At 62.8% G+C, this 23,555-nt stretch carries 22 protein-coding genes and 1 pseudogene; 16 read left to right on the top strand and 7 right to left on the bottom strand.

All coding sequences use genetic code 11. The features are described 5' to 3' along the window. Nucleotides 1-102 precede the first annotated feature (102 nt). Nucleotides 103-1,395 (bottom strand): hypothetical protein, encoded by a 1,293-nt coding sequence (locus tag EJO66_RS09540; RefSeq protein WP_125965167.1) that lies wholly within the window; start codon nucleotides 1,393-1,395, stop codon nucleotides 103-105. Between the two features lie 248 nt (nucleotides 1,396-1,643). On the opposite strand from EJO66_RS09540, the gene EJO66_RS09535 reads away from it, so the two are divergent. Further along, entirely contained in the window at nucleotides 1,644-2,165 is a 522-nt protein-coding gene (locus EJO66_RS09535; RefSeq protein WP_125965303.1) for a helix-turn-helix domain-containing protein, read from the top strand. Nucleotides 2,166-2,310: 145 nt separating this feature from the next. Here EJO66_RS09535 and EJO66_RS09530 read toward each other — a convergent pair whose 3' ends face one another. From EJO66_RS09530 to EJO66_RS09520, 3 genes are all read right to left on the bottom strand, one after another. Continuing rightward, the gene (locus EJO66_RS09530) at nucleotides 2,311-2,499 is read right to left on the bottom strand and encodes a hypothetical protein (RefSeq protein WP_276311969.1); all 189 of its coding nucleotides are present in this window, start codon (nucleotides 2,497-2,499) and stop codon (nucleotides 2,311-2,313) included. A gap of 105 nt (nucleotides 2,500-2,604) precedes the next feature. Continuing rightward, on the bottom strand, nucleotides 2,605-3,966 hold the full coding sequence (locus tag EJO66_RS09525) for an HNH endonuclease (protein WP_125965166.1): 1,362 nt from the start codon (nucleotides 3,964-3,966) through the stop codon (nucleotides 2,605-2,607). Further along, entirely contained in the window at nucleotides 3,967-4,872 is a 906-nt protein-coding gene (locus EJO66_RS09520) for a DNA adenine methylase (RefSeq protein ID WP_125965165.1), read from the bottom strand. A gap of 109 nt (nucleotides 4,873-4,981) precedes the next feature. On the opposite strand from EJO66_RS09520, the gene EJO66_RS09515 reads away from it, so the two are divergent. Next, nucleotides 4,982-6,322, top strand: coding sequence for a site-specific DNA-methyltransferase (locus EJO66_RS09515; protein ID WP_125965164.1), 1,341 nt, complete (start codon nucleotides 4,982-4,984; stop codon nucleotides 6,320-6,322). Between the two features lie 102 nt (nucleotides 6,323-6,424). On the opposite strand, the gene EJO66_RS09510 is transcribed toward EJO66_RS09515, so the two are convergent. After that, nucleotides 6,425-7,348, bottom strand: a complete 924-nt coding sequence (locus EJO66_RS09510) for an SOS response-associated peptidase family protein (protein ID WP_164547812.1) — start codon at nucleotides 7,346-7,348, stop codon at nucleotides 6,425-6,427. A gap of 262 nt (nucleotides 7,349-7,610) precedes the next feature. On the opposite strand from EJO66_RS09510, the gene imuA reads away from it, so the two are divergent. From imuA to EJO66_RS09495, 3 genes are read left to right on the top strand one after another with little or no spacing between them, the layout of a single operon-like run. Continuing rightward, a complete protein-coding gene (gene imuA / locus EJO66_RS09505) occupies nucleotides 7,611-8,360 on the top strand; it encodes a translesion DNA synthesis-associated protein ImuA (protein ID WP_240648560.1) in 750 nt (249 codons plus the stop codon). Then, on the top strand, nucleotides 8,302-9,648 hold the full coding sequence (locus EJO66_RS09500) for a Y-family DNA polymerase (RefSeq protein ID WP_125965161.1): 1,347 nt from the start codon (nucleotides 8,302-8,304) through the stop codon (nucleotides 9,646-9,648). The genes imuA and EJO66_RS09500 overlap by 59 nt, the downstream gene beginning before the upstream one ends. Nucleotides 9,649-9,658: 10 nt before the next feature. Continuing rightward, the gene (locus EJO66_RS09495) at nucleotides 9,659-12,781 is read left to right on the top strand and encodes an error-prone DNA polymerase (RefSeq protein WP_125965160.1); all 3,123 of its coding nucleotides are present in this window, start codon (nucleotides 9,659-9,661) and stop codon (nucleotides 12,779-12,781) included. Between the two features lie 395 nt (nucleotides 12,782-13,176). On the opposite strand, the gene EJO66_RS09490 is transcribed toward EJO66_RS09495, so the two are convergent. After that, a complete protein-coding gene (locus tag EJO66_RS09490) occupies nucleotides 13,177-14,148 on the bottom strand; it encodes a putative phage abortive infection protein (RefSeq protein WP_164547805.1) in 972 nt (323 codons plus the stop codon). Nucleotides 14,149-14,480: 332 nt separating this feature from the next. Here EJO66_RS09490 and EJO66_RS09485 point away from each other — a divergent pair, with 332 nt between their 5' ends. The 3 genes from EJO66_RS09485 to EJO66_RS09480 are packed head-to-tail and all read left to right on the top strand — an operon-like array spanning nucleotide 14,481 to nucleotide 16,047. Beyond that, nucleotides 14,481-15,350 carry a restriction endonuclease gene (locus EJO66_RS09485; protein WP_125965158.1) on the top strand — a complete coding sequence of 290 codons (870 nt, stop codon included), beginning with the start codon at nucleotides 14,481-14,483 and terminating at the stop codon, nucleotides 15,348-15,350. 21 nt (nucleotides 15,351-15,371) lie between these two features. Next, nucleotides 15,372-15,500 (top strand): hypothetical protein, encoded by a 129-nt coding sequence (locus EJO66_RS33195; protein ID WP_262984536.1) that lies wholly within the window; start codon nucleotides 15,372-15,374, stop codon nucleotides 15,498-15,500. A 28-nt stretch (nucleotides 15,501-15,528) separates the two neighbouring features. Then, the gene (locus tag EJO66_RS09480) at nucleotides 15,529-16,047 is read left to right on the top strand and encodes a hypothetical protein (RefSeq protein ID WP_125965157.1); all 519 of its coding nucleotides are present in this window, start codon (nucleotides 15,529-15,531) and stop codon (nucleotides 16,045-16,047) included. A 99-nt stretch (nucleotides 16,048-16,146) separates the two neighbouring features. On the opposite strand, the gene EJO66_RS09475 is transcribed toward EJO66_RS09480, so the two are convergent. Beyond that, the gene (locus EJO66_RS09475) at nucleotides 16,147-16,509 is read right to left on the bottom strand and encodes a helix-turn-helix domain-containing protein (protein ID WP_026284333.1); all 363 of its coding nucleotides are present in this window, start codon (nucleotides 16,507-16,509) and stop codon (nucleotides 16,147-16,149) included. A 277-nt stretch (nucleotides 16,510-16,786) separates the two neighbouring features. Here EJO66_RS09475 and EJO66_RS09470 point away from each other — a divergent pair, with 277 nt between their 5' ends. The 8 genes and pseudogenes from EJO66_RS09470 to EJO66_RS09430 all read left to right on the top strand — a co-directional run bounded on the left by EJO66_RS09470 (nucleotide 16,787) and on the right by EJO66_RS09430 (nucleotide 23,440). Beyond that, nucleotides 16,787-17,359, top strand: a complete 573-nt coding sequence (locus EJO66_RS09470; RefSeq protein WP_125965302.1) for a helix-turn-helix domain-containing protein — start codon at nucleotides 16,787-16,789, stop codon at nucleotides 17,357-17,359. Nucleotides 17,360-18,643: 1,284 nt separating this feature from the next. Further along, nucleotides 18,644-18,904: an excisionase gene (locus EJO66_RS09460; RefSeq protein ID WP_338067567.1), complete on the top strand. Its 261-nt coding sequence runs from the start codon at nucleotides 18,644-18,646 to the stop codon at nucleotides 18,902-18,904. Nucleotides 18,905-18,933: 29 nt separating this feature from the next. Beyond that, nucleotides 18,934-19,749 carry a hypothetical protein gene (locus EJO66_RS09455; RefSeq protein WP_125965154.1) on the top strand — a complete coding sequence of 272 codons (816 nt, stop codon included), beginning with the start codon at nucleotides 18,934-18,936 and terminating at the stop codon, nucleotides 19,747-19,749. Between the two features lie 13 nt (nucleotides 19,750-19,762). Further along, nucleotides 19,763-20,179: pseudogene (locus tag EJO66_RS09450) on the top strand (cupin domain-containing protein); the annotation flags it as partial. A 521-nt stretch (nucleotides 20,180-20,700) separates the two neighbouring features. Then, nucleotides 20,701-21,282: a hypothetical protein gene (locus EJO66_RS32945; protein WP_240648559.1), complete on the top strand. Its 582-nt coding sequence runs from the start codon at nucleotides 20,701-20,703 to the stop codon at nucleotides 21,280-21,282. Beyond that, complete coding sequence (locus EJO66_RS09440; protein ID WP_125965152.1) at nucleotides 21,275-22,381, top strand: relaxase/mobilization nuclease domain-containing protein; 1,107 nt, start codon at nucleotides 21,275-21,277, stop codon at nucleotides 22,379-22,381. Before EJO66_RS32945 ends, EJO66_RS09440 begins: the two co-directional genes overlap by 8 nt. Before the next feature lie 378 nt (nucleotides 22,382-22,759). Then, on the top strand, nucleotides 22,760-23,011 hold the full coding sequence (locus EJO66_RS09435) for a helix-turn-helix transcriptional regulator (RefSeq protein ID WP_124961944.1): 252 nt from the start codon (nucleotides 22,760-22,762) through the stop codon (nucleotides 23,009-23,011). 117 nt (nucleotides 23,012-23,128) lie between these two features. Further along, nucleotides 23,129-23,440: a DUF637 domain-containing protein gene (locus tag EJO66_RS09430; RefSeq protein WP_125965151.1), complete on the top strand. Its 312-nt coding sequence runs from the start codon at nucleotides 23,129-23,131 to the stop codon at nucleotides 23,438-23,440. Nucleotides 23,441-23,555 lie beyond the last annotated feature (115 nt).

The raw sequence follows: 23,555 nt of genomic DNA, 5'->3' as shown, positions 1-23,555 counted from the left end.
TGGGCCCGGGTTGCTTGTAGGCAAAGGCAACTATCTGATCCGCCAACGAGCCAGATCTAACGGGATGAACGAAATGGAAGAATCCTGTTGGGCTCTGCATCGTCACGCTACCTTGAAACAGATTGAGTAGCTGGTACCCGCGATCTCGGCAGGGCGCCGAAGGCTAGTGAACCTGTTCTTGGGTAAAAATTCGGTCGTGTCAGAGCGAGAAAAGTCCTGATAGAGACTGAGGCGTCCTGTCCGAAGCGTCATGAATGCATTGAGGCGCTTCAATGCCTGCAGAGCCATCGACAATCCCTGTCCTTTGAACTGGCTCGCTTTGGTCGTGGCGTGCTTCTGAAAGCATGTCTGCACCGCAGAAAGTTCTTGCTCGTGAGAAATCTCGGAGTAGTCTCTACATCCTGATTGCTCCGAAAGCCAGCGCAGTCCAAGTCCCGGTCCCGTGTCGAAAACGGAGATCTCGAGCAGCCGAAATGATGCGAAGGGCGTCTGCTCTATCGCAGAGTCAGGATGTTTAGCCTTGGTAGTGAAGGCCTGTTTGATGAGGTAGGCTTTGAAGGCGGCGTCATCACCCGCGACCTCAACGAGTGACTTAACGTCGGTGACAGTGAGAACTCGAAGTGCGATTCCCCGCAGGCCCTTTTCGTATCGCTCTCCCGCTGCGTCGAAGGATCCGTGCTCATCTGCATTGAGAAACAGCTGATAGAGCAATCCACTCAGATAGTCTAGTTGTCCTTCGTTTAGCGCATCGTCTCTGATGCTCAGCTGACTCAGCACACGTGTCAACAGAACTCTAAAGTCCGTCACCTCTCGCACTTCGCCAGCGCGAGGACGTGCATACAGCGGGGCGAGAAACTCATTTTTCGCGCCGATGAAGCAGCAAAGTGCAGCGCCGTGACCTCGCAAAGTGTCCCGATAGGCTCCCGTTTGCATTGCTTGTATACGAGGCACCATAACTTCAAGTGCTTCGAAGCGACTAAATGGCTGACTTTCGCAGACTATCTCATTGGCAAAGTAGAGCGCCGCCATTCCGGTGACGGTTGAGCCGAAGCGCTCCCGCGATGCCTTTTGGAGGGCGAACGATTCCGGAAGGCGGAGTGAGCGACTGGAGTCCTCGAGACACGCCCAGGTGGCAATTACTTGAATCGCCTGAGCGGTGGCGCCCAAGCCGCCACCCCAGCGAAGTTGGATTGGCATTCGCATAGCTTGCCCTGGGGACTGTCGGACCTTCTTAAGAAAGTCTTCCAGGGGCTTGGCGAGATAGTTCGATGGAAAGATGAGCACTTGCTTTGCCAAGAAGCTGGGATATTGCGAGATCTTATCCAGTACCTCGTGGCGGCGAGTGAATATGGTGTGCGGCGGCCGCTGCTCGAGCTTCTCAAGCTTGCCGCCCATGGGCAATCCTTTGTGAGAATGTCCAGCGGAAATGTCCGCGATGAACTGTTGTCATTGCATGCATGGGCATTTACCGCTACCTCTCAGCTGCTGAACTTCAAGCACTCGGACGCGCCTCATGGCGTCGCTGCAGGATCGGCTGCCGGTCTCGGTGACGCGTGTCCGATCGAGGAAACCTGCACCTGTCGTGCGCAGCCTGTCCGCGGCGCGCATCGGCGCGCATCGGCGCGCAGGTGAGGGCACTGCGCATGGCGGCTGATGTGTCTGCCGGGGCTTTAGCGAAGGCCTCTGGGATTTCTTCCTCGATGCTCTCGCGCATCGAGCGCGGGTTGGTCTCGCCCTCGGTGGAGACCCTGGAGCGTCTCTCGAATGGTTTGGGCGTGCCGACGTCGCGGTTCTTCGGGGACCAGGCGCGCCGCACTGACTTTTGCCATGTGCGTGCAGGACATGGTGTCTTGGTCGATCGCATCGGCGCGGTGGCGGACTACCGCTATGAGCTGCTGGGCCACCTGCTGTCGGGCAACCTGTTCGTGGAGCCCTATTTGGTCACGATGCTGCCCGGTGCCGATCCCTACGTGACCTTTCAGCATCCGGGCCTCAAGTTCCTGTACTTTCTGTCCGGGGAAGTCAGCTGCCGCTATGGCGGCAGGACTGCGGAGGTGAGGGCAGGGGATTCGCTGCTGTTCGATGCGACCGCACTGCATGGGATCGAGGCCATTCAGACCCAGCCGGTCTCATACCTGTCAGTGGTGTTCACGCTGCGAGAGTAGGCTGCTCTTGGCGGCACTGCCGCGCAGCGGGGCGACGCGGATGCCCATTCGATGGTCCCTCTGTCACCTTCCGGCGTAATGGAGCCACCCATTTCCGGCATATTGGAGCCGGCTGCAACGAGGTTGAAGAGCACCATCGAAGGTCTCAAGCTTGAGCGGTTTTGGCCTCGCTGGCAAGGCGCTGGCGGATCACAGTCGGAAGTTGACGCGGGGCCCGGTAGCTCTTGCCGTCGAGCACCAGGCAATAGGCGTTGTGGCGCATGCGATCGAGCGTTGCGCTGGCCAGCAACTTGTTGGCTGGGAAGGCCTGCTTGCAAGGAGTTCGCGACAGCATGGGCGGTCGAGGAGCGCGCGGGGGAGGCGGGCTCTCTTGCCGGCGCGTTGTCATCTTCCTACCAATCTTGATACCGCGCTCGTGCGCCGCACAGCGCAATCGGCATCAGTCGGCCGGAGCGACGAGCGCCCGCCGCCGCTGAAGGTACTGGGGCTGAGGATCCTGTTTCTCTGGCGCCTTCAACTTCTTCCCGTCGTACGGTTCAAGCTGGTTCCGGAGCGCACGATCACTTCCGACTTTGTCCCAATCGATGCGAATGGTGAGGTCGTCCTCTATCAGTAGCTGCCCCTTCTCGAATGCGCGGTCGACTAGTAGTGAAAGGCAAATGCCGTTCGATGGGTCCAGCCGAATGCTTTGGTCGGCGCTCCAAGGAACGATGTGTGACGCGACGAGAAAGTCTTTCGTCACAATTCCAGTAATCGCACACTGGTGTCCATAGTTGGCCTTGACCGCTCCAGCGAACGCCTTCTGTGCGCTGCCTCTGGTCTTGATCGTCGCGGTCGAATCGGGAACCTCGTAGCTCTTCTCCTCGATCTGTTCGCGAAAGGCTTCGACCTCATCAGGGTCCGCTTCAAGTGTTTCGGCAGCCGCGTCTCCTTGAGGGACCGCGGGGAATCGCGCTTCGAGGATCTGCAACAAGGCGTCGACAGAAGCCGTGATCTGCGGCGGAAGGGGCGCGGACTGTACCCACGCGGCATGATTCTGAGTTGGATCGAAGAACAAACCATGACCGGGATGCCGCAGGTAGGCGATGAGTGCGCGACCTGTATCCATGTCAAGCGCTTCGATCACTGCCGGGTGGTCGCCGGATGCATCGAGCTGCGATAAAGCATTCGCAACCTGTGGACTCAGTGCTGTTCCGCCGCTTTGAAAGAGCGACCATGCAAGAGCAGATGTTCGAGACGTCTTCGCGGCAAGAGTTTGGACTTCCTGCGGCACGAGCCCCAGGTCGGCCCACGCATACCCACTGCTTGGATTCCTGAGATATGCGCGCAGGTGCAATTTCCTGGACTCGTCCCGAAGCTTGATTGCCAATAGGTATGGCTGTCCAGCACCGCGACTAGCGAGGAGCCCCAGCTCGTTCTCGGCATCCACAACATCCAGATGAGATGGATCACCGGGAATCGTCTCAGGCGTGGCGTCGCTCGGAGCGAGTGTCATCTTCCATACCTGGGGTGCACCCGAGCTCGTATCCCACTTCAGATGGGGACGGTCCGCGGATTTGAAGACGAATGCGCCCGAAGCGGTTTCCGCTGGCCACCATTGGTAGGTGAGTGGTATCGGGTCTGTCGCACTTGCGGAAACCGAGAACAGATTCGCCACCTCGTCCAAGAATTCCTTCTTGCGAGAAAGTTGAATGAAGTCCTTTGTATACCCACCGCCACGCACCTGACGACCGTAAGTAGCTTGATGTGCTGCGGGACCGTAGTAAACCACCAGCACCCACTCAACAGGTTGTACGGCCATTCAAACCCTCCCGACGATGATCGCTTCGGGCGACTGGTGTGCTTCGACTTCTCGTCGACTCTGGGCCGCGAGCGAGCGGTGAGTCGTAAATCGGATGATCTCTGCGCCAGGGAACAAGTCGTGAACCGATTCGGTGTCACGATTGGACATCACCCATCGCACCCCTCGACGAGACAGATCAGCGCAAATTTTTGCAAGCTCAACGAGGTCGGCCATCTCAAAGGTCTTCGCAGTGTACTTGTTGAATTTCGCGGTCGGCTCTTTCTCCACGTCCGGTCGTGAGAAGACAGGCAAGTACGGCGGGTCAAGGTAAACGAAATCGCCGCGCGTGGCGGTGTCGAGCACATCACGGAAGTCAGCAGCAACGATGCTTGCACGGGCCAAAACAGCGCCGATGGACTTCATCGTCGCGTCATCTATGCCCTTGAACGTTCGATCACCCCAAGGCACATTCATGGCTCCGGTTCGAGAGTTTTCCCGCCACAGGTGGTTCCACGAAACCGCGTTCAGGTAGAGGAAGCGCGCCGCCTTTTCAACAAGCCCAGTGGGAACGGTCGACCGTACTTCGTAGTAGAACTCCTTGGAGTCGTTCGCCAAGTACCAGTCAAGCAAAGGGCGAAGCTCAGATTGGTGGTCCCTGAGTGCGACCCAAGCCGCGACTAGGTGCTCGTTGAGGTCCGCAAGCAGCGAGCGACCGGAGACGCGGGAGGCACATGCAAGGAAGACCGCGCCGCCGCCCAAGAAGGGCTCGTAGTAGTTCCCTATGCTGGCAGGTACGTGCGGAAGAATGCGCGGAAGGAGTCGCGCCTTGCCGCCCACCCACCGAATGAAGGGCTTCATCGGCATCGCCTCGGCCTGAACAGCGTGCAAAATATTGGGCGGCATGTCCAGAGTTGGCAGCGTCATTCTCTTTGTGATTCCATCGTTCAACTGTGTTTCGATGGCTCATGATATCCTGTAAAAATTCCCAGTACTGACGCTAGTCGCTCACCTTCTCCCCGGTCCCGAGATTCATATGTCCGACGTTCAACTCATCTGGCCGAATAAAGACCTGCAGCTGCGGGCATCGGGAGAGACGGACTCTGAGTGGGTGCAGCCGGATGATCGCCGGCTGTTAATGCCACTCAAGTTCGAAGCGCTCACGCCGACCCCTTTAAACGCCCAGGCGAACGTGCTTGCCGTCGGCGATGGTCTGGACGCTCTTGAGGCGCTGACCTCGCAAACGACCGTCCTGGATGGTGGCATCCGGCTCGTGTACATAGACCCGCCCTTCAACACTCAGATCAACTTTCGTCAGTACAACGACACCATGCAGCGGCCGATGTGGCTCAGCATGATGCGCGACCGCCTGGCGGCGCTGCGCCCGCTTCTCGCGGAGGATGCTAGCGTTTGGGTGCATCTTGACGATTCAGAGGTGCACCGCGCGCGAGCAGTGATGGACGAGGTTTTCGGTGAAAACGCATTTGTCGCCTCAGTCGTTTGGCAGAAGAAGACCACACGCGATTCCCGCGCAGCCTTCTCATCGAACCACGACACGGTCTTGGTGTACGCCCCGAGCGGACCCAAAAAGTGGAAGACTTCGCGGAATCTGCTGGTCAAGGACGAAGCACATTTACAGAACCGCGACGATGATCCGCGCGGACCCTGGTCCGACGCGCCCTTCACGGCGCCTGGGTTTCGTAAAGCACAGCAGTACGACATCGTCACGCCGACCGGGCAAATATTGCGGCCTCCACGAGGTCGTTCTTGGTACGCCACCGAGCAGACCTACCTCGATCTGCTTGCAGATGACCGCCTTTGGTTCCCAAAGGGCGGAGACGGATCTCCCCGATTGAAACTGTTCGCGCATCAACTCAGAGGGCTCGTTCCGTTCACGGTGTGGGGGCCGCCAGACACTGGAACGAACGACGATGCGAAGCGGCACCTGATGGCAATGTTTCCGGACATCGAGGTGTTCGACACCCCCAAGCCCGAGTCGCTTCTGGAGCGGATTATTCACATTGCGACCAATCCGGGCGAACTGGTCGTCGACATATTCGGCGGCAGCGGAACTACTGCCGCTGTCGCACACAAAATGCGCCGTCGATGGGTCATTGCCGAGCGAAATGCGCAGACCGTCCGCGACTTCCTATTACCACGACTGCAACTTGTGATCGACGGTACCGACCCAGGAGGCGTTACGGAGGCTACCTCCTGGGCCGGAGGTGGCAGCTTCGGGGTTGTCCATGTTTCACCGCGATTCGGGGCGCTTTCCAGCTCCAGTCGAGCTGAGGCTATCAAGCGGCATTTGGCGGCACTGGCGAAGTCGCGCAGCCTGTCGTTGAACCGCAAAAGGGCGTGCTCAGCTACGGTCTGATGGAGGGGATGGTCGGATTGCAGAACGCTACCGCAGGGTCGCATGAGGCCCGCGGCCAGTCAGCCTGAAGCGGCGATCGGCAAATGGCGATTGTGCATCGGCCTATGCCGCCAGCCGGTGCTCGTAGTACGGCCGCTCGCGGTCCTCGAGCACGGCATACGAAGCCGCCAGATTCGCGCGATCCGGCCTCAGCCACGCATCGACGTTCTCCGGTTTGATGGGGATGATGCAGCGGTCGTGGCCCACCGCCGCAATCTCTGCCGGAGGTTCATCGGAAATGGCAGCGAACGAGAGCAGGTCGGGTTCGCCCGGCGCCGACCACGCGGACCAGAGGCATGCGACCAGCATGTCCTGCTGCGGCCGCGGCCTGAACTCGAGCACCACATCCTCGCCATCCCGGTTGACGTGCTCATAGAAGGCATTGGCGACCATGAGCCCGTGCGACAGACCGAAGACGTCCTTCCAGAACCCTTCCAGGTTGTCGCGTCGGGCGTTGTAGGTGCCGGGATAGAGGGCGTCGAATCTCGCGGGCTTGCCGGCGGGCCGGCATTGGTAGCGCATGGGCTTGACGACCCGCTGCCCGTCCTCCCAGATCATCACGGGGACATACACGCCCGGAAAGATTCGCGCGTCGCGCGGCTCGAGCTCGACTCGCTTGAGATCCGCCAGCTTGCCGAGTCCCCATTCGACCTTCGCCGTGGCGATCCGCACGTCGTCCGTCGCCTTCTTCGTGGTTTTGACCTGGAGCTTGCGTTCGGCGTCGGCGAGCCGTTTGCGCTGCTTGAAGAGATCCTGCTCGAGCGCCGTGGCCTGTTCGGCGTTGAAGGCCTCGATCAGGCCCTTGATCTCTCGCTCCTCGTCGGACTCCGGGTTCATGAACGCCGCGTCGACCGCCTTCGGAATCTTGATCCTGGGGTTGCCCTGACGCTCGTAGTACAGCTTGGCGAACGCGCGAAGCGACAGGACGCCGCCGAACTGGCGGAAGAACCGCTTGTAGTCGGCGCGGATCTGGGCTGAGTAGCACATGCGTTCCATTGTGGCGCCGGTCCCGGCTTCGCCGGACGGGGATTTTCCTTGGGAGTGCAGGCCGGTCGGATTTCACAAAGCGGCATGGCCAGGGCAAATTTGTAAACCTTCTTGCTCACTCCCCTGCACCGGATGGATACTGTTCATCCATACAGTATCCGGAGTCCTTGTGGCCATCCCCCTGTCATGGGCCGATGGCGATGAAGCGCCGTCGGCCCGCGAAAGTTCACCGCCGCCGGAGCGGCCACGGCGCTCGCACGTCGTGTTGCCGCACGCGGTCGAATCGGTCGTCTGGCGCGGCGATGCGCTCGGCACGCCGGTCACGTCGACCGTCCGCACCGGCTTCGAGCGCCTGGATGCCGAACTGCCGGGCGGCGGCTGGCCCTGCCAGTCCCTGACCGAAGTGCTCCAGGTCCAGCCCTCGGTGCTCGAATGGCGGCTGCTCGCGCCCGCCATGCGCACGCTGGTCGCGCAGGGCAGGCAGATCGTGGTGATCGGCCCGCCGAAGGCCCCGCACCTGCCGGGGCTGCGCCACCTCGGCCTCGACGAACGCCACCTGGTCTGGATCGCCGCCGACAAGCCGGTCGAGCGCCTGTGGGCGACCGAACAGCTCATCAAGGCCAATGCCGCGGGCATGCTCGTGAGCTGGCTGCCGCAGGCCCGCCAGGAGCAGATCCGGCGCCTGCAGGTCTGCGCCCAGGACTGCGACGGACCCGTCATCCTGTGCCGGCCAGCCGCGGCCGAGCACGAGTCGTCGGCCGCGCCGCTGCGGCTGCATGCGCGGTTCGGCGTCGACTGGGAGCTGCGCATCCACCTGCTCAAGCGCAAGGGGCCGCCGCACGAGGGGGAACTGACGATTCCCTCGGTGCCCGGTGGCCTCGAAGCCATCCTGACGCCGCGCCTTCGCCACCCGAGCCGCCTGATCGCGGCGCGCCAATCCCGGGAGCTCTCCCATGCTGTGGGCAGCCCTTCTTCCCGACAGCCTGCCGGACGCCCCGCAGCCGCGCACTGAGGCGCTCGATGGCCTTGCGACGTGGTGCCTGCAGTTCACGCCCCGCGTCGCGGTGCTCGAAGCGCTTCTGTTGTGCCCGGCGGTCGTGATGGAAGTCGAACAGAGCCTGCGCCTGTTCGGCGGCAAGCGCCGTCTGGTCGAGCGCGTGCGCGAGGAATGCCCCGACCTCGGCGTCCGGCAGCTGAGCTGGGCGCCGACCAGCCTCGCCGCGCTCGCGGTGGCTCGGGCCGGCCTGTCGAACGGCTTCGCCAAGCCGCTCACCCAACTGCTCGATGCGCTGCCGATCGAAACCCTAACGCAGGTCGCCGCCCATCAGGCGACGCTCGCCCGACTCGGCTGCCGGACCTTGGGCCAGGTGCGCGCCTTGCCGCGCGGCGGCCTGAGCCGGCGCTTCGACGCGCAGCTGCTCGCCACCCTCGACCAGGCCTACGGGCTGCGGCCGGAGACCTACCCCTGGGCGCAGCTGCCGGAGACCTTCCGCGCCAGGCTCGAGCTGATGGCGCGGGTCGAGCACGCGCCCGCCATGCTGTTCGGGGCCCGCCGCCTGATGCTGCAGATGGCCGGCTGGCTCATGGCCCGGCGGTCCGGCGTGACCGCGTTCACCTTGCGCTGGTGCCATGACGCGATGCGCGCCAGGACCGCCGGCGACGGCGGCGAACTCACCGTCCGCACCGCCCAGGCCACACGCGACACCGAGCACCTGATGCGCCTGCTGGCCGAGCACCTGGGCAAGGTCGAGCTGCTGGCGCCCGTGGGCGACCTGGAGCTGCTGGCGACCGAAGTGCAGTCGCTGGAGGAGAAGAGCCTCTCGATGCTGCCCGAGGCCCGGCAGTCGGGCGAGAGCCTCGCGCTGGTGCTCGAGCGCATCGCCGCACGGCTCGGGCCCGACCGCGTGCTGCGTCCGGTCATTCTGGAGGACCACCGCCTGGAGTGGATGTGCCGCTGGCGCCCGGCGCCCGAACCGGCGCCACGGGTGCGGTCCCGCACGGTCGATGTGCCGCAGCCGACCTTCATCCTGCCCAAGCCGTTGCGCCTCGCGACCCAGGCCAACCGTCCGATCTACCAGGGCGTGCTGCAGCTGCTGGCGGGTCCCCATCGCGTCGAGGGCGGATGGTGGGACCGCACGACGCAGGAAGGTGAAGAAGGTGAGGGCGGACAGGAGACCACGCGGCAGGCGAGCCGCGATTACTGGGTGGCGGTGAGCGAGCACGCCGGCGTGCTGTGGATCTTCCAGATGCGCCTGGCGCAGGACGAGACGGCCTGGTTCCTGCACGGCACCTTCGCCTGAGAGGCCTCCCATGGACCTGCCCGACTACGCCGAGCTGCGGTGCGTGAGCAATTTCAGCTTTCTGCGCGGCGCGAGCCAGCCGGACGAACTCGTCGAGCGCGCGAAGCAGCTGGGCTACGCGGCGCTCGCCATCACCGACGAATGTAGCCTGGCCGGTGTCGTGCGCGCGCATGTGGCTGCGAAGGACCATGGCCTGAAGCTGCTGATCGGCAGCCAGTTCCTCGTCGAGCCCGACGAGCAGGTCGGCCCGGAGGCCGCGCCCTTCACGCTCACCGTGCTGGCCTGTCATCTGGAGGGCTACGGCAACCTCTCGGCGTTCATCACCAAGCTGCGCCGGAGTTCGGAGAAGGGGACCTACAAGCTGGCGCTCGCGCAGATCCACGGCGCCGAACTCTCCGGCTGCGTGGTGCTGGCCTCGCCCCGGCGCATGGCCACGCCGGCGCAGCTGGGCTGGCTCGGGGCCTGGCTGCTGCGCGAGTTCCTCGGGCGCTGCTGGTTCGCCGTGGAGAAGCTGTGCCTGCTCGACGATGAGATGTGGCTGTATCGCCTGAGCGAGATCAGCGCGGCGACGGAGATTCCGCTGGTGGCGGCGGGCGACGTGCATTTCCATGTGCGCTCGCGCAAGCCGCTGCAGGACGTGATGACCGCGACGCGCCTGGGCAAGCCGCTGACCGACTGCGGCCTGGAGCTGCAGCCCAACGCGGAGCGGCATCTGCGCACCCGGCTGCGGCTCGCGCAGACCTATGCGCCCGAGCTGCTCGCCGAAACGCTCAAGGTGGCGGCGCGCTGCAGCTTCAATCTTGAGGAGCTGCGCTACCAGTACCCCGACGAGGTCGTCCCCACGGGCGAGACGCCCGCCGGGTACCTGCGCCGCATCACCTACGAAGGGGCCGGCCGCCGCTGGCCCGATGGCATCCCCGCCACGGTCCAGGCGCAGATCGAGCACGAGCTCGCGCTGATCGCCGAGCTGAAGTACGAACACTACTTCCTCACCGTGGCCGACATCGTGATGTTCGCGCGTTCGCGCCACATCCTCTGCCAGGGGCGCGGCAGCGCCGCGAACAGCGTGGTCTGCTACTGCACGGGCGTCACCGAGGTCGACCCGGGCCGCATGAGCGTGCTGTTCGAGCGCTTCATCTCCAAGGAGCGCAACGAGCCGCCGGACATCGACATCGACTTCGAGCACGAACGGCGCGAGGAGGTGCTGCAGTACCTCTATGCCAAGTACGGGCGCGACCGCGCCGCCATCACCGGGGTGGTGATCAGCTACCGGCCGAAGAGCGCGATCCGGGACGTGGGCAAGGCGCTGGGGATGTCGCTGGAGACGGTGGACGCCCTCGCCAAGGGGCACCAGTGGTGGGACGGGGGGGCGGTGCGGCCCGAGCGGCTGCAGGAGCTCGGCCTGTCTGCGGATTCACTGCAGGTGCAGCAGCTGCTGCATCTGACCGAACAGCTGATCGGCTTCCCGCGGCACCTGAGCCAGCACACCGGCGGCTTCGTGCTCACGAAGGGGCCGCTGTGCCGCATGGTGCCGATCGAGAACGCCTCGATGCCGGACCGCACGGTGATCGAATGGGACAAGGACGACCTCGATGCGCTCGGGCTGCTGAAGGTGGATTGCCTCGCGCTCGGCATGCTGACGGCGATCCGCAAGGCGCTGGATTTCATCGGTCTGCGCAAGGGCTGCGTGTTCGGCATGCAGGACATCCCGGCGGAGGACAGCACCACCTACGACATGATCTGCAAGGCCGACACGGTCGGCGTGTTCCAGATCGAGAGCCGCGCGCAGATGAGCATGTTGCCGCGGCTCAAGCCACGCTGCTTCTACGACCTGGTGATCGAGGTCGCGATCGTGCGGCCGGGACCGATCCAGGGCGGCATGGTGCACCCGTACCTGAACCGGCGCCAGGGCCGGGAGCCGGTGGTCTATCCGAGCGAGGCGCTGAAGGAGGCACTTGGACGGACCCTGGGCGTGCCGGTGTTCCAGGAGCAGGTGATGCAGATCTCCATCCTGGCGGCCGGCTTCACGCCGGGCGAGGCCGACGGCCTGCGGCGGTCCATGGCGGCGTGGAAGCGCAAGGGCGGGCTGGAGCACTACTACTCGAAGATCGTGGACGGCATGACCGCACGCGGCTACGAGGAGAGTTTCGCGAAGGCGATCTTTGAGCAGATCAAGGGGTTCAGCGAGTACGGTTTTCCGGAAAGCCATGCCGCGTCGTTCGCGCTGCTGGTCTACGCCAGCTGCTGGATCAAGTGCCATCACCCGGCGGAGTTCCTCGCGGCCATGCTGAACTCGCAGCCGCTCGGGTTCTATTCGCCGTCGCAGCTCGTGCAGGACGCGAGGCGCCATGGCGTCGAGGTGCGGCCGGTCGACGTGATGTACAGCGACGTGGACTGCACCTTGAAAGACCTGGCTCATGAGCCGGCCGTGCGGCTCGGGCTGCGCATGATCGGCGGGCTCAAGTCGGCCTCGGCGGGGCGCATCGTCGAGGCCCGCGTGCAGCAGGTGTTCGACAGCACGGAGGACCTGGCGCTGCGCGCAAGGCTGGAATTGCACGAGATGAAGCTGCTGGCCGCGGCCGATGCGCTGATGAGCCTGTCGGGCCACCGGCGGCAGCAGGTCTGGGAGGCGGCGGGGCTGCGCGCGGCGCCGGCGCTATTGCGGGACGCGCCGGTCGACGAGGATTTCCTCGAACTCGACGCGGCGCCCGAGGGCGAGGAGATCGTGTTCGACTATGCCTCCACCGGACTGACCTTGCGCCGGCATCCGCTCGCCCTGCTGCGCGAGCGCCTCGCGCGGCGTGGGCTTATGACAGCGCGGGATCTCGAGGAGATCGAGAATGGGGAACATGTGAGCCACTGCGGAATCGTGACGTTGCGGCAGCAGCCCGAGACCGCGAAGGGAACGATCTTCCTGACCTTGGAAGACGAAACGGGCGTGGTGCAGGTGATCGTGTGGAAGAGCCTCAGGGACGTGCAGCGCCAGGAACTGCTGGGCGCGCGGCTCATGGTCGTGCACGGCACGTGGCAGCGCGAGGGGGCGGTGAAGAACCTGGTTGCGACGCGGCTGGAAGATCTGACGCCGCTGCTGGGGCGGTTGGCGGGGGCGACGGTGCGCAGGGATTTCCGGTAGCAATCGATGCATTGATGGGCTACCAGCGGCGGCCACCCACATAGTGACTGCCCTTGCCGCTGCGGACGCTTCCGCCGACACGCCGGCCCGGCGCGAACGCCAGCATCTCGGCAGGTGGACCGCCCCGGGGTACATGGCGGCCGCTTGATCGCGGCCTGCCGTCCATCCGAAATGGCTTGGTTTACGGCTGCCGATAGCAGCTGACCTCGACTCGTACGGGCCGTGCGGCCACTGCGTTGAGGAAGCGGTGTGGTTGTTGCACCCGCAGTTCCGGGCCGACCACACCTCCCTGAAATTCGTGGCGCTTCCTTGCCGAACATACGTGATCCCGTACGAGGTCAAAGCCTCGTGGGGTCGCGGCACATGGCGTGGCTGGATCGAAGATGAGATCGGCGCTACGCCGTGGGTGGCAGCTTGCGTTTGGCTTTGGCGACCTCGGAGGAGAATGCAGCTTCGTTGAACGGCCATGGTTCTGGTGGCAGGCTCGCGGCGAACGAAGACGGGGGCGACACCGTGAACTCATGGGCGATGGCATCAATCAGTTCATCGGGTGCCCCCTCCAGATTGTCGAAGAGCGCATAGTCATTGACCAGGCCAGCAAACTTCTCGCCTTCCGGTGTAAGGCAGTTGTAGAGAATAAAAACCAACTCGATCCAGGAGAGTTGCGCGCGCACAAGCGCGACGTAGTGCCACTTCTGAACATCGTCGAGTTCAGAGGTGTCGATCCACCGCAGCAGACGGTATAGGGTGCGAAAGACGGCATCCAACTCCGATCGATGCGTACGGATAACTTCTTTGTATCCCCAGAGCGCGATCATGAAAACGTTGGAGAGGTTGCCCTTCTCTTCTGCGTCGCCGGTTGCGGACGCCCTGCGTATTTCCCCAAGATGGATCTTCGCTTCCTCTTCATCGAGGGCCCCAAGGCCTTCGGCACGTTGATGCCTCTGCATCGCAACCACGCTCGAGAAGCGCTGCTCGTACATGGTTGTCAAGGCTTGACGTCCTTCGCCGCCGAGTTTGCTTTTCGTGGCCGAGAGAAGGGAGTGATAGTTGGCTAGCCACGAGAACAGCGACTGCTCGAATCTCTGGAGCACCGCACTTCGATGGGCACTGCGTATTTCTTCAAGCGAGGCCTGCAGCTCCTTCCTCTGCAGCATGAGCGTCAGGAAGATCAACGTGACTGTGGCGATCCCGACGAGGGGGTTGATAAGCCCGCCGACGTAGTCTCCAAACGCTCCCCAATCGCCGGGATCGCGGGACATTTTTTGCCCGCCAAAAGCATGGAAGTACACCAACAGGACGACGAGTGCGGCGAGGATGACGATGGCAACGATCCAATACGCAGCCATGAGCAAATGCTCGCTCATGGACGTCTTGGGGACAGGCGCATTGGTGGAGGTCATTCAAAGAACGGAGTAGTAAATCGCCAGCTGCGACGATTCAGCAATTCAATCATGGTCATAACCGGTATCGGTCGTGAGCATCACGGCGTCGGCTTCCACCCCATGGTGCGATTCAATCGGCGCGGCGCCTCAGTTTGGGCTTCGGCCCGGACCGGGGGTTGCGCCTAAAAAAGAGCCAGTGTGTCGATCCGTGCCGCACGAACGTGGCCGGCCGAAATCCCATCGTGACGAGCGTAACGGACTGTATCAAAGTCGGCTGCTTTTGGGCAAAATCCGCCAGAAGGAGGCACTCACCAATGTCCCGCCGCAAAAAAACCAGCCCCGCCGAAGACGTGGTCGACCTGATCGCGCTCTTGCCTTGGTATGTGGGGGTCATCCTGGCTCTTGCCGGATATCTGCTGCTCCACCGCATCGCGATCGCGCCTCTGCCCAGCGCCCTTGGCCCCGGCGCGTTGGGCAACGCGATGGTCGGAACCATGGGGCGCGGCCTTGCAACTGCCGGGCAGTACATCGTGCCGATCTTCTGCCTCGCCGGCGCAGCCATCTCTGCTTGGCGCCGTCACGCGAGGCGTTCGTTGATGGACAACGTCGCCCGCTCAGACGGTCCCGACATCCTTGACGACATGAGCTGGCGGGAGTTCGAGATTCTCGTGGGCGAGGGATTCCGCTTGCAGGGCTACCAGGTCGCAGAGAACTTCGAGGCGGGTCCGGACGACGGCATCGATCTCACCCTTCGCAAGAACGGAGAGAAGTACCTGGTGCAATGCAAGCAATGGCGGGCCTTCAAGGTCGGCGTGCCCGTGGTGCGCGAGCTCTATGGCGTCATGGCGGCCGAGGGGGCCGCCGGTGGATTTGTTGTCACTTCCGGTCGATTTACGCCGGAAGCCGAAGCGTTCGCCAGTGGTCGCAACCTTCGCCTGCTCGACGGCCCGCAGCTGCACCGGTTGTTGAAGCAGGCCCGAGGCAGCTCTTCGGCCAAGCCCGCCGCCGACATCAGGGCGACGGAGCAGGCTAGCAACGCAGCGCCCCAAGCGGCGAAGACAGCAGCCCCGAGCTGCCCCAGGTGCGCACAGCCCATGGTGCGACGCACGGCGAGAAAGGGAGTCAACGCAGGCCAGGAATTTTGGGGGTGTTCGAGCTATCCGCGTTGCCGCGGCACCGCTTGAGCATGGGCACAGGCGTCCACGTTGCTCGTCGATCTGGAGAACGTCCAACCTTCGCCGCAGGAGGTGGAGGCTTGGCTCGGCAAAGCCGCCAGTGAGCTTGCCAAGGCGGCGCCGACGAGCTCACCGCCGACCGACAGGCTCGCGGCCTGAGCACATCGCCGCTGGCAAAATCGCCAGCATGCATGTCAAGCAGATCGAAGATCTTCCCATGGCCACCAGCGCTGAGCTGTACCAGCTCAGCTGGGTCATCGAGCAACTCATGGCCGACCCCAGGCGCATCGTGCAGGCGCGTTCGCAGCTGCACATGGGCCAACTGGTGAGGTACTGGGACTGGGGCACTGGCAAGCTGCGTGAGGCTCGTATCGCAGCGATGAAGGACCGGCAAGTCACGCTGATCGACGAGCAAAGCAAACAGCGCTTCAGCGTGCTGTACGCGGCCGTCGTGCCTGTCGAGGATCAGCAGGCAGGCGCGTCACCCTCACCGGCGACTGCAGCGCCGCTGAGGCCGCCGCCGGAGATCCATCACAAGCAGGACTTTCGCGTCGGCCAGCGTGTGAGCTTCACCGACCAAAGCCTGAAGCGCCACGTCGGAGAAATCGTTCGGCTCAACCAGCGCACAGCCACCGTTCACTGCGACGGCCGTGCGTGGCGCGTGGCGTTCGGTCTGCTTCAACACGTCACCGACGTCACGCCCTAAACGGTCCAGGCGTCAACAACGGCCTCGAGCGGACTATTACTAAAGGCCGGTGTCCGAGGAAACCAGAAACCGAACTGTTGAGGTCGCGGTTTCTGCGCGTTATCGGTGACCACGCGACTTCTCCGACGACGCGACAAGAACTGCTTGGTTTGAGCGTCGCAACTCGCCGCCTTTCCACGAGGGCGCCAGCGTCTCTTTCATGCCTTCGAACAGCGTGGGGAGTGTGATCTTCAAGCAATAGCACAGCGTGGCCAGCGTCAATAGCGAAGGGTTGATGTGTCCTCGTTCTATCTTGGAGATGCGCGAGCGCTCCACCTCCGCATCGAAGGCCAGTTCAACCTGCGTGAGTCCTGCCTGCTCGCGGAAATACCTCAGGTTTCGCCCGAGAGCCAGGGTCACTGCGTTGGGCAACCTGCCCCGCGCAATGCCAGATGGCGTCTTGGATCGTGTGCCTGCATTCATGTCCGAGCAGGCTCGTTGAATGTGCTTGTGGAGGAAACGTCTTAAACGACACATAATCCCGCTGTGCATGTTTTTAAGAACACGGTGCAGCAACGATGCGGAACCAGAGCAGCTACCTTCAGATTCAATGCCACCGGCGATTTCTCGGCGGTGGCCTGCGCGTGATCAGCGGGTGGGTATGACGCGCAAAGAAGCCGCCTCGCCTTTGCCAACGGTCCGCCCCTTGCGGCTGCCGGTCTCGGTGACGCGTGTCCGATCGAGGAAACCCGCACCTGTCGTGCGCAGCCTGTCCGCGGCGCGCATCGGGGCGCAGGTGAGGGCGCTGCGCATGGCGGCCGAGGTGTCTGGCGGCGAACTGGCCAAGACCTCGGGGATTTCTGCCTCGATGCTCTCGCGCATCGAGCGCGGGTTGGTCTCGCCGTCGGTCGAGACCTTGGAGCGCCTCGCGCAGGGCCTGCATGTGCCAACCTCGCGCTTCTTCAGTGATCAGGCGCGGCGCACGGACTTTTGCCATGTGCGTGCAGGACATGGTGTCTTGGTCGATCGCATCGGCGCGGTGGCGGACTACCGCTATGAGCTGTTGGGCCATCTGCTGTCGGGCAACCTGTTCGTCGAGCCCTACCTGGTCACATTGCTGCCGGGCGCCGATCCCTATGTGACCTTCCAGCATCCGGGTCTCAAGTTCCTGTACTTCCTGTCCGGGGAGGTCAGCTACCGTTACGGCGGCAAATCGGTGGCGGTGGGGGCAGGTGACTCGCTGCTGTTCGATGCGACCGCACTCCATGGGATCGAGGCCATTCAGACCCTGCCGGTCTCTTACCTGTCAGTGGTGTTCACGCTGCGAGAGTAGGCTGTTCTTGGCGGCATTGCCGCGCAGCGGGGCGACGCGGATGCCCATTCGATGGTTCCCCCGCGAATCTGCTACGTGCCGAATTCACCTCTCTGTCCGTAGCTTTCTCTCGATGTCCGGCGTGCCGAACACTGAGGAAGCCCTCAAACGACAATCGACAGCGGAGATCTTCAGTTTGATTGAGCCGAGGAAATTTATACAGCGGCCGTGTGGCTTGCTTCGCGAGCGGAATGAATTTTCGATTTCGATACCTTGGACGCGGCGGTCGCGGGACGACGTCGAAACTCCGAGGGCAAAGTCCTTGTGCGGCTATGAGGGCGGGAATTAACCGGACGCTGCTGCGTGTCGCATGAATCTTCTGTGCCGAAGAATGCCTCCCTGTCAACTACCATAAACATGCGACCTCGATAGTTCTCACTCTACGTTAACAAACGATTTTTATATGGGGACATTCCCGGACTTCATGGCATCGCATGTGCATTGGATTGGTCAAGCGCCTCACACTGCGCCTGCAGTCAATCTGGCTGCGCCACCAAGAGGAGATGCTCATGGCAGGAGTTGGAACCACGGCCAAGACCGGCGAACGTTGCCCCGAGAGCGGAATTTGGCAATCAATGGATTCGCCATCGACCACGGCCCCTATTGCCAAAGGAAATGTGATGCCACCGCATAACAACAAGGCGGTTACCTGGAAGCTCACGCAGTTGGCGTAGCGCCATCGAGCCGAGCGATAGGGGTCGCCGGCTTTTTTCCCCCTTCAATCCACCATCTGGGGAAGTGTTCCTTCGTAGCAGGGAGTGCGCTGCTGGGGCCTGGCCACCGCGGGATGCGCCGCTCGCAGAATAACCGGTCGTGCGCATGACCGTTGATGCGCCGGCATCTGCAGCCGCGGTGGCCTCGGGCTGGTCGGAATTCCTGCGGTTGTCGCCCAAGTGGCTAATTGCTGCTAGCGATTCTGGTAACAACTCAGAAAGCGCACACCTCTTTGGCTGTGCGCCAGATTGCTAGTTGCCATGGCAACTAGCAATTCGGTGGCACCCCCCGTCACTTTGGCCCTGCACTCGGAGGCAATCACCCTCCATTGCTCACCGGACCTGTGAGAATTTTGCCCACGGCTGTGTCGTGACGACTGACTGCGAGTGATGTGCGCCCTACAGTAGCCGTCAAACGGCTGGATTATTGGCGGCCGAGCGTTCGGCAATGCCACGTGCCCCAAGGCTTCGCACCGCTGCCAGGATTTCAAGCTGAGCCGCACGTGGACGCGCCTTGCCTTGTCGAAAGCTCATGCGGCAGGATCGGCCCGATGATCTCGATCAAGGAGCCCTTGGAATGCCTCGCAAAATTACATTACCTGCGTGGGCTGCCCAGCAGTTCAATCCTGCGCCGACCGAATACACACTCAGGGCCTGGGCGCGTAGCGGGCGGATTGTGCCGGCGCCATTGAAGATAGGCCGAACCTACTGGGTTGAGCCGACAGCAAAGCACATTGCTGAGGTCATGGCAGGCAACCGGTTGGTGAGCCGGCTTCGGCTATTAAAGCCATGAGATACGCTCTGGGAAAAGGAAAGAGAGAGATGGACGAAAAAGCGGCTCGCACCATTCAGACCATCCTCGTGGACGGCACATTTACTCTGGCAGGCTTGGCAGCGGCGGCACTTGGCATCTGGTACGTCTGGGAAGGAAATGCTGGACTGGCCGCTACGGGGCTCGGAGGAGGCTTGGTGCTCCTGTTCGCTGCGACCATCCACCGCTTCGAGTCGCTGAAAGGCCTTGGCATGGAGGCCAAGACCAAAGAACTGAAGTTCCAAGTTGACAAAGCGGAACGTGCTCTCGCGCAATTGCGGGATCTCGCGGAATTCACCGGAACAAATCTCCTGCGGATGATCAGTGCTGGCGGCCGGCACGGCAGCGCTACCAGCATGGACAACTCCTATAAGGTTTCGCGAGACGTGAAGAAGCTATTTGCGGACGCGTCAAGTAAACCAGAGACCGTTCGCACGGCACTCGAATTCTGGGCCCGATACGCAGCCATTGACATGTTCTCTACGAAACTTCGGGACATGCAGAGCACGTTCGAAAGTCGTATTCGACAGATGGGAGAAGACGCAGCTAAGCTCCAAGGAAATGACTGTGCAGACCTTGTGCGTCGCAGCCAAGCTCTCCGAGAGTTTCAACTTGGCGCACAGAAAGGGCTAGGCTCCTGGGAGCTTCACGAGTTTCCGAGTCGGCTGAGGCGGATTGTGGAAGAGGCGCCTGATCTTCTGTCCGTCCAAAGGGAACAGTGGCGTGCCGATTTCGCACCTGCGATTACTCAACTCCAGTACCTCGCGGACAACCTGGACTATGGGGACCACGAGTACTGGGGCGAGATTTCGCGTAAGCGCGGTTAGCCGCCATCGGCTGGTAGAGCGCCTCGCGCAGGGCCTGCATGTGCCGACCTCACGCTTCTTCAGTGATCAGGCGCGGCGCACCGACTTTTGCCATGTGCGTGCAGGACATGGTGTCTTGGTCGATCGCGTCGGCGCCGTGGCGGACTACCGCTATGAGCTGTTGGGCCATCTGCTGTCGGGTAACCTGTTCGTCGAGCCCTATCTGGTCACATTGCTGCCCGGTGCCGATCCCTATGTGACCTTCCAGCATCCGGGCCTGAAGTTCCTGTACTTTCTGTCCGGGGAGGTCACCTACCGCTATGGCGCGAAGTCGGTTGCGGTGAGGGCAGGTGACTCGCTGCTGTTCGATGCGACCGCACTCCATGGGATCGAGGCCATTCAGGCCCAGCCGGTCTCTTACCTGTCAGTGGTGTTCACGCTGCGAGAGTAGGCTGTTTTTGGCGGTCCTGCCGCGCAGCGGGGCGACGCGAATGCCCATTCGATGGTTCCCGCCGAACTCGCTGCGTGCCGAATTCACCTCTCTGTCCGGCACTATTTCTCGGTGTTCGGCATGCCGAACACCGAGAAAGCCTCGAACGGGTATCGACAGCGGCGGTCTTCCTCTTGATGGAGCCGTGAGGAAACTTATGCAGCGGCCGTGTGGGCTTGCTCTGCGAGCGGAGTGAGCTTTCGGTTTCGGCAGCCTGGACGCGGCGGTCGCAGGACGAGGTCGAAACGTCGAGGGCAAAGTCCTTGTGCGGCTACGAGGGCGGGATCGTTCCGTCTACCTCCGTAATGTTCGGCATGCCGAACATTGATGGTGGTCGTCGAGCTGTCGATCGACGGCACCGCTCCGGGAGCTGCGAAACGGCGAGGGGAGTTCGACGCTGGAATTCCGAGGGCAAAGTCCTTGTGCGGCTATGAGGGCAGGATAGACTGACGTCAGACATTGTTAACAGCCATGGCGTTGCAATGACCAAGACCTCTCGATCAAGCCGCGTGATAGCCACTCGGGTGTCGCCCGAGACGAGGGCACGCTTCGCCGCGCTGGCCGCGCGGCATCATCTCAGTGCGTCGAGTCTGCTTGCGAAGATGGTCGACGAAGTGCTCAAGACCAACGGCGAAAGCTGGCTGGGCTCGGGTGGACAGTGGCCTGCAGGCGAATCGGAAAACCGCCCCGGCGTGGCGGACCGCCTCACGCTGCGGCTTCGCAAAGGCGATCGCGCGCTGGCGGCAGAGCGAGCCCGTGTCCGTGGAATGAAGACAGGCAGCTACCTGGCCTTGCTGATCCACAACCATGTGCATGACGCGGCCGTGCTGCCGCCGAACGAACTGGACCAGATCAAAGTGACCGGCGCCCGACTGGCCGCGTTGGGGCGGCAGCTTCGAATGTTCGGCATGCCGAACACGCTGTCGGAGTCGGTGGCGTCGGACCTGGGCGAGGCGATCGCCTCGGTCCGTCGGGAAGTCGAGGTGGCACGCGAAGCCACGGCCGCCGTCGTGCGCCGCAACCTGATCAGCTGGGAGACAGGCGCCGGGAGCCGCCATGCCTGAACAGACGGCGCGCCTCGGACGACGCGGCCGCGGCGCAGCCGATGGGCCGCGCGACATGGAACTGGACATCGTGAGCTACGGTCGGCGAGGACCCGGCGGCACGCTGCGCCTCGGCACCGACCAGATCGCGCAGATCCAGCGCACGGTGGGGCGCACGCCCGAGGTGATGGTGAAGGTTTCCGGCGGCGCACGGGACGTCGGTGGCGTCGAGGCCCATCTGCGCTACATCGGCCGGCACGGCAAGCTGCAGCTGGAAACCGACGAGGGGCTGGCGCCGCAGGGCCGGGGTGCCGCCAAGGAGATCACGGCCGACTGGCAGCTGGCGCTTTGCAGAAGCCAGTACAAGCCCAGACCCGCGCTGGGGCAGAAAGACAGGCGTGCGAAGCTGGTGCACAACATCGTCCTGTCCATGCCCGCCGGCACGCCGCCGGACAAGGTGCTGACGGCCGCCCGCGACTTTGCGCGCGAGAACTTCGCGCTGCAGTATCGCTACGCCATGGTGCTGCACACCGATCAGCCACACCCGCATGTGCACCTGGTGGTCAAGTGCGAGCACGAGTTCGAGCCTGGCCAGCGCCTCTACATCCGCAAGGAGACATTGCGGCAATGGCGCGAGCAGTTCGCCGCCCTGATGCGAGAGCAGGGTGTGGCGGCCAATGCCACACCGCGCCAAGTGCGAGGGCAGACCCGCAAGCCGTACAGGGATGCGATCCATCACCGGCTCCGCGCGCTTCGGGCATTCGGGCAACTGTCGCCCAGTGACCGGACCAGGCATCGACCGCCGAAGACCTCGACCTTCATGCGTGCCAAGCTGAACAGCGTGCTCCATGCCTTACAGACAAAGCGAGGCACCCTGGATGCCGGCAAGGAGACCATGCAGCGCACCCGGCGGGAGGTGGTCGCAGATTGGCGCGCCACAGCAGATGCGCTTCGAAGACGAGGCGAGGCCAATCTGGCAGCCGAGGTGGATCGCCTTGTCGACCGCATGCCTCCTATACAGACAGATGGACAGCGCATGGCCGAGCGCTGGAGGGAGGCCGAGAGAATTCGAGCGCTGGAGCGTTCGGATGCCAAGTCACCTGGGGTACCTGTTCGGTGAGCCCAGGACTCTCGGGCCGACGAAATCCAATGCAGGGCGGTGGCTCTGCGCTTCCAATGAGCGCTGTCGACTTCACTGGAGGGTTGCAGTGGCAGTCTCGCCGCCTGAGCGTGGTGGCTGCTGTGCCCCGGCTAGCGCTTTGCCCCTGCCAAAGTTGCTAGTTGTCTGAAGTCGCGAGTCGTTGCACGCTCGGCGCATCCATGCGGGAGACAGGTTTCGGAGGGCGCTGGATTGGACTGCAACTGGCGAACTGAGTCCGGAGGTCAACGCCGATCTGGTTTCGCTGCCGGGTGTGCTCTCGTCCGGGTTCTTCAGGCCAGAAGTTCACCGTTGGTACGCACCGCTACCTGAAGGCCGAATCTAATTCAAGGAGTTGTCATGCAATTCGAACCCCATGCCGATCACCGCCATGTTGATCTGTCGAGCGCGACAGGCCCCGCGTTTTTTCGCATGGCCGATGTGGTGCGCATCACCGCACTGAGCCGCGCCACCGTGTATCGAAGAATTGCCGAAGGCAAGTTCCCGCCTCCCGTGCACTTGGGAGGACACGCCTGTGGATGGCCTCGTGCAGCGCTCCAGCGCTGGGTCGAAGATCCGGAGGGGTACTCGGAAGCTTCCGGGACCCGCTGATTTCAAAAATGGAGCCTGGCCACGTCTTGGCTGGTTGGCGTCTACCGGGCAGGATCAGGCCGATGGAGGAAGACGCTGCCTCCCTGAAGCAGCACGCCTCCCTGACTGCTGCTGATCGTGCTTGCCGACGCCGTGTCCGTCTGGATGGGTGAAGGGGGATTCATAGCGTCCACAGGTTTCACCGTTTCCACCGCGGTGAGTGGCGCTGTCACAGCAGGCATCACGGCGCTGGCCGGCCAGGCCGCAGTCGCTCTCATCAACAACCAAGGTGATCTGGCGGCCGCTCTGCACGATCTGGGCAGCAGCGCCAATGTGAAGAATCTGCTGACGGCCATCGTCACCGGGGGTGTGCTCGGGGTGATGGTCGTCAACGTTAGTATCCCAAGGCAAAACACCAGTGGCTTGGCTAGCGCAACCGTCATCCGATAAAACGAAAATTCAAGAAACTGCTATGAGGTACGAACCAAGACGCATTGGAGTCCACAAGGGTTGGGAGCGATTCTGGGGAGCTGCCTGCAAGGGGAGCGATGGTGAGTTGGCGTCT

Origin of the sequence: Variovorax beijingensis (assembly GCF_003951285.1) — a bacterium.
Classification (GTDB): Bacteria; Pseudomonadota; Gammaproteobacteria; order Burkholderiales; family Burkholderiaceae_C; genus Variovorax; species Variovorax beijingensis.
Note: the sequence above shows the minus strand (reverse complement) of the source record. Positions and strands in the feature narration are given on the sequence as shown.